Genomic DNA, 5452 nt, shown 5'->3' with positions numbered 1-5452 from the left:
GCACTGATTTCCTTATGTGTACCGCAGTCCTGATAATCTAAGATAGTGATGTTTGGGTCTTTTATTCCTAGTAAGTTTGTGATAAAATTTAATTGTTCCATATGAGTCTTTCCAATGATAGTTTGGTCGCTTTTCATTATAGGTCATATGGGACTTTTTGTATACACTCAAAAAGGCTCCATAATCTCCATGTTGGATTTACCCACTACAGAAATTATAGAGCCGTCTTTATTACTTCTATTTGATGGTTGTGCTTATAGATTGATGAGTTCATCCGGTAGGGCAATGGTTTCCTTCCCGCTACGGTCTACGACTAGGACAGAAGGGGGATAGAAGGGATCAAATTTGTAGGGAAAGTCTACTGTAATGCTGTTTGGATATTTTTCTTGAGAGAAGGAAAGGCTGAGTTTTCCTTTTTTGTTTTGCAGTTTGAAATGGAGGATGTGCTTGAGGGGAATAACGTGCTTTAGGTATTGATCGATGAAATACCAAAAACTGTCAATGACTTCTCCTGGTAGAGAGGTGACGATTCCAAAGGTGGCATATCTTCCTTTTGTTTGGGTAAAGGCCATGGCTAATCCTTCTTTCTTTAGCTATGAAAAAAGCCTGTCCATACAGGTTTTTTCTTTTATGCAACTTTAACGATTTCTCAGTTCTAAATATCGTTTGTACCAAATATTAACATAGGCTTGTGAGAATGGGCCACGTTGGTTATTGATCCAGTCTACAAGAATTTTGACATTTTCTTTGAGAATATAATCAATATCTGCAGGGTAGTGCATTTGTTTACGATGTCTTTCGTACTCATCCACATCCAAGAGCCGTTTTTCTCCATCTGCAAAGACTTTGACATCTAAGTCATAGTCGATGTACTTGAGGGCTTCACTGTCCAGAATATAGGGACTGGCTAGGTTGCAGTAGTAGGAAATCCCGTTTTCACGGATCATCGCGATGATATTGAACCAATATTTCTTATGAAAATAGACAATGGCTGGTTCACGGGTGACCCAGCGGCGGCCATCATTTTCAGTCACCAGAGTATGGTTGTTGACGCCGATGATGGCATTTTCTGTTGTTTTTAGTACCATGGTATCGCGCCAAGTGCGGTGCAATTCCCCGTCATGTTTATAACTTTGAATTGTAATAAAGTCGCCTTCTTTGGGCAATTTCACAATGTTACCATCTTTCTACAATTTAAGTTTAATCCAAATCATTATATCATAAATTGGGGAGAAAGGGGAGTATTTTACATGTAATCTCTGAGGGCTGACTTGATGAGGTCATAGTCATAGCCTTTTCTGACTAGGGATTGGATTAACCGTTGCTGCAGGTCGTAGCCTTCATATTTTTTGGAATATTTCCGGTGTTGTTTGTCCAATTCTTTATAGATTAGGTCTTCTTCTTGTTCATGGTCGCTTTCTATTTCTAGTGCAGCAATGGCTTCTTGGGCCTGTGGATAGGAAAAACCTTTGGTCATCAAGCTTTGCGTCAGTTTATCTTTGAGGGCTTTATGGGGAAGTTTGGTCTGGTATTTCATGAGCATTTTTTTAGCTACTCTTTCAGCAACTGCTGAAAAATCATATTCTGCTATTAGCTGATTTAGCATCTGTTTCTCAATGCCTTTTTGGCCCAACTTTTGTTGGAGGATGTGAGGGCCCTTATCGCCAGAATGTTGATTTTGATCCAACATATTTCGGGTATAGGCTTGGTCGTTAATCCAGTTGTCTGATTCGAGTTCACTGAGGATGCTTGGAATGATGCTGGTATCAATTTCATGGTTATGGAGGTAGTCGCTGACTTCTTTTTTTGTTCTCTGCTTGAAGGATAGGTGGTAGAGGGCTAGGTTTTTGCCATAGGACTTTTGTGCAAAAGTTTGAATTTCCTTCAATTGTTCTTCTGTAATTTCCTTATCTTTTGATAAAAAGAAGCGGACAATGGTATCTTCTGTGATGTAGATTTTCTGGTCCTGGTCCGTTTCGAGGAGATAGAGTCTTTTTTTCTTTTCAAGTTTGGTAATTTTCATGTCTGTCTTTCTAGCCAAAGGCTTCAAAGGCTGCGACGAGGCGTAATTTTTCTTGGTCGACTTGGTTTCTGCCATAATGGTCTAAGAAAATGTCGCCGTATGCTGCGTTGCCCAGATTGTAATGGAGAGACCAGATGACCCAGTAGATGTCGATATGCCTGTCAGACATACCAGCTAAGCCGACATCGATAAAGGAAGAAAATGTAGCATCTTCCTTTAGAATGATGTTTGGCAGGCAGGCATCTCCGTGGATAAGGGCATTTTCTGTGAGGAGATGGCCTTTTTCTTGGATGAGTTGATAGGCTTCCTTCCGACTGGTGATTCCAAACTGCGGCAAGAGAGCTTTTGGATAAAAATATCCTTTTTCGTAGTTTTCTTGAGCCACATTTCGATAGTGGGCAAGATGGTGATTGGTTGGGAAATCTGCTGGTCTGAGTTGGTGCAGTTCTCTGAGGGCTTTGGCCATAGCCTGGCAGATTTTTTCTGGTTCTTGGAGAAAGTGGGTGGCATCTAATCCATCAGCTGCTTTGGTGAGCAGGTAATCCTTATCAGTAGAAATGTACTGGATAAGAGGGACTCCCAGGTCTTCTTTGACGAACCATTTGATTCGTTGGGCTTCTTGATGTAAGCTTTCTTTGCCATCGATTTTCAAATAGTAACCCTGATCTAAATAGAGGACCTTTGCACCAGAATGCGATGAGGTATCGTAGGCCTTGCTATTTTCTAAAAAAAGGCGGAGGCTTTCTGGGTAATCTGCCAGTTGGATGGAAACTTCTTTCTTCATTCTTTCATTGTACCATATTGTAAAAATTTCTGGGAGAAGCGTGGTATAATGGGGGTATGAATCTAGAAGTAAAACAGAAAATACCGCTGAAAATTAAGCGGATGGGTATCAATGGCGAGGGGATTGGTTTTTATAAGAAGAGCTTAGTCTTTGTGCCAGGGGCTCTCAAGGGTGAGGATGTTTTTTGTCAGGTGACGGCTGTTAAGCGCAATTTTGCGGAGGCCAGGCTTTTGACCATCAATAAGAAGTCCAAGTTTCGGGTTACGCCCAAGTGTGCGATTTACGAGGCCTGTGGGGGTTGCCAGCTCATGCATTTGCGCTACGATCAGCAGCTGGATTTTAAGGTGGATTTGTTGCGGCAGGCCTTGAAAAAATACCAGCCGGCAGGTTATGAGGCCTATGAATTGCGGCCAACCCTTGGGATGGAGGAGCCGGAATATTACCGGGCCAAGCTGCAATTCCAAACGCGGAATGTTAAGGGGCAGGTTCAGGCTGGGCTCTACGCTCAGGGGAGTCATCGTTTGGTGGCCATCCAGGACTGTCTGGTCCAGGATCAGGTGACCCAGGCTGTTATCAACATGGTGGCTCAGTTGTTGACCAAGCACAAAATCCCCATTCATGACGAGCGCAAGCAGCAAGGGATTCGGACGGTCATGGTGCGGCGTTCTCGTAAGACAGGCCAGGTTCAGCTGATTTTTGTGACCTCCCGTCAGGTGAATTTGGGGAACTTGATTAAGGAATTGGTAGGGGTTTATCCTGATATTGTGACGGTGGCCCTTAATCATCATCGGAGCAAGTCCAGTGAGATTTATGGAGAGAAGACGGAAAACATCTGGGGTCAGGATAGTATCCGCGAATCCGTTCTTGGTTACGACTTCGACTTATCACCTCGGGCTTTTTACCAATTAAACCCTGAGCAAACGCAGGTCCTTTACGGGGAGGCTGTGAGGGCCTTGGATGTGGACGGAAGCGAGCACTTGATTGATGCCTATTGCGGGGTGGGGACCATTGGCTTTGCCTTTGCGGGCAAGGTGGCTTCGGTGCGGGGGATGGATATCATTCCGGAAGCGATCGAGGATGCTAGGAAAAATGCCAGTCGGCTGGGCCTTGACAATGCCTATTATGAGGTCGGTCAGGCAGAGGAGATTATTCCTAAATGGTATAGGGAAGGCTATCGGGCGGATGCTTTGGTGGTGGATCCGCCGCGGACTGGTTTGGATGATCAGCTTTTGGATACGATTGTGCGCTATCAGCCTGAGAAGATGGTCTATGTGTCCTGTAATGTCTCCACTCTGGCCAGGGATCTGGTTAAGCTGGCTCAGGTCTATGATATCGACTATATCCAGAGCGTCGATATGTTTCCACATACGGCTAGAACGGAGGCGGTTGTGAAATTGTCCAAACGAGATATCAATCATCATATTGATCTTGAAATCAATGAAGACGACCTCAAAGATATTTCTGTCAAGAAGGAAGCCACTTATTCAGAAATCAAAGATTACTGAAAAAATGGATAGATAAATGATTCCATTATTTTTGTAGAAAAGTGATTATTTAAGATTGGTCTGTTGATTTCTAAATTATCAATATCTTAAAATTTTGTGTTATGATTGCTCGAATAGCGAGCAACGGTGAGGCGCTCCGCTATTCCTCACCAAATAAATTAGACTCAATGATTTTCCTTAAAAAAATTTGAGAAGCAAGTAACAGAGGTTTTTGTTACTTTTTGTCAAAAAGTAACGTTTTTGTAGTTTTGACAACCCTACGGTTCATCAAAACTACAAACGCTCTGCCGAGGGCTATGGGTTGCACCCCCTTTTTGACCCTCACGGTTCAAAAAATTCACTGCTTTTTCGGCCCACAAAAGTGGCCTCGAAAAAATCGGCGCGAACTACGCACCGAAAAAATTGCTTCACGCAATTTTTGCTTGCCCATCTTTTGCTAACAAAATAATTTCAGCTGCGCTAAAATTATCAGCAAAAAATGGTCTTCGCCCGTCGCACGAATCAACGTGCGATTTGTCCGCGAACAGCGCAGACAAAAAAGAGAGAGCTTATAACTCCCTCCCATGCTTATTAACTAGGCTATTACTCTAGTTAATGTTTGCAATTAGACATATATTCATCATACGAGATTTCCAATGGCTCATAAATCGAAATAGTTTTAAGCTCAATCAACGGTCGTGGGACTGACCCCAAAAAAGTGAGAATTAAAAAAAACACCCTAGGGCTACCGTCTCCGGTATTCAACCGGAGACAGGTAGTCCAATTTTTGTTGGATTCTTTTTTCATTATAATATTTGATGTAATTTTCTACAATTTGAATTACAATATATTTCTTAAACTACACAATACAAAAATTGACATGCAATTATTAATTGGTGGATTTTAAGTTGACATCTACAAAGTTTAATGTTAGAATACATTCAAAAATATATTTGAATGAGGTGTTTTATGATTCAAAATGTTGTTACTTCAATAATCCTGTATTCTGGGACAGCCGTAGACTTACTTATTATCCTAATGTTATTTTTTGCCAAAAGAAAAAGCAAAAAAGACATCATTAACATCTATTTAGGGCAATTTCTAGGCTCTGTTAGTCTAATATTGCTAAGTTTGCTTTTTGCATTTGTCTTAGATTATATT

Annotated in this window: 6 protein-coding genes and 1 pseudogene; 2 read left to right on the top strand and 5 right to left on the bottom strand. The window is 41.8% G+C overall.

The genetic code is table 11. From position 1 onward, the window contains the following. Positions 1-254: 254 nt before the first annotated feature. The 4 genes from ACEYCN_RS03690 to ACEYCN_RS03675 form a co-directional block, all read right to left on the bottom strand. Positions 255-572, bottom strand: a complete 318-nt coding sequence (locus tag ACEYCN_RS03690) for a DUF960 domain-containing protein (RefSeq protein WP_373712955.1) — start codon at positions 570-572, stop codon at positions 255-257. 66 nt (positions 573-638) lie between these two features. Beyond that, the gene (locus ACEYCN_RS03685; RefSeq protein WP_373712954.1) at positions 639-1172 is read right to left on the bottom strand and encodes a DUF402 domain-containing protein; all 534 of its coding nucleotides are present in this window, start codon (positions 1170-1172) and stop codon (positions 639-641) included. 74 nt (positions 1173-1246) lie between these two features. Beyond that, the gene (gene recX, locus ACEYCN_RS03680) at positions 1247-2023 is read right to left on the bottom strand and encodes a recombination regulator RecX (RefSeq protein ID WP_373712953.1); all 777 of its coding nucleotides are present in this window, start codon (positions 2021-2023) and stop codon (positions 1247-1249) included. Between the two features lie 10 nt (positions 2024-2033). Then, positions 2034-2807, bottom strand: a complete 774-nt coding sequence (locus tag ACEYCN_RS03675) for an aminoglycoside 3'-phosphotransferase (RefSeq protein WP_373712952.1) — start codon at positions 2805-2807, stop codon at positions 2034-2036. Positions 2808-2863: 56 nt separating this feature from the next. Between ACEYCN_RS03675 and rlmD the strand changes: the two genes are divergently transcribed. Continuing rightward, entirely contained in the window at positions 2864-4312 is a 1449-nt protein-coding gene (rlmD, locus tag ACEYCN_RS03670) for a 23S rRNA (uracil(1939)-C(5))-methyltransferase RlmD (RefSeq protein ID WP_373712951.1), read from the top strand. Between the two features lie 724 nt (positions 4313-5036). Here the strand turns inward: rlmD and ACEYCN_RS03665 are convergent. Next, positions 5037-5150: pseudogene (locus ACEYCN_RS03665) on the bottom strand (IS3 family transposase); the annotation flags it as partial. A gap of 110 nt (positions 5151-5260) precedes the next feature. Between ACEYCN_RS03665 and ACEYCN_RS03660 the strand changes: the two are divergent. Then, positions 5261-5452, top strand: a 192-nt coding sequence (locus ACEYCN_RS03660; protein WP_373712950.1) for a cadmium resistance transporter, incomplete at its 3' end; no start/stop codon positions are given.

It is taken from the genome of Streptococcus sp., assembly GCF_041802885.1.
GTDB lineage: Bacteria > Bacillota > Bacilli > Lactobacillales > Streptococcaceae > Streptococcus.
The sequence above is the reverse complement of the archived record's forward strand: the minus strand, read 5'-3'. Positions and strand labels throughout refer to the sequence as shown.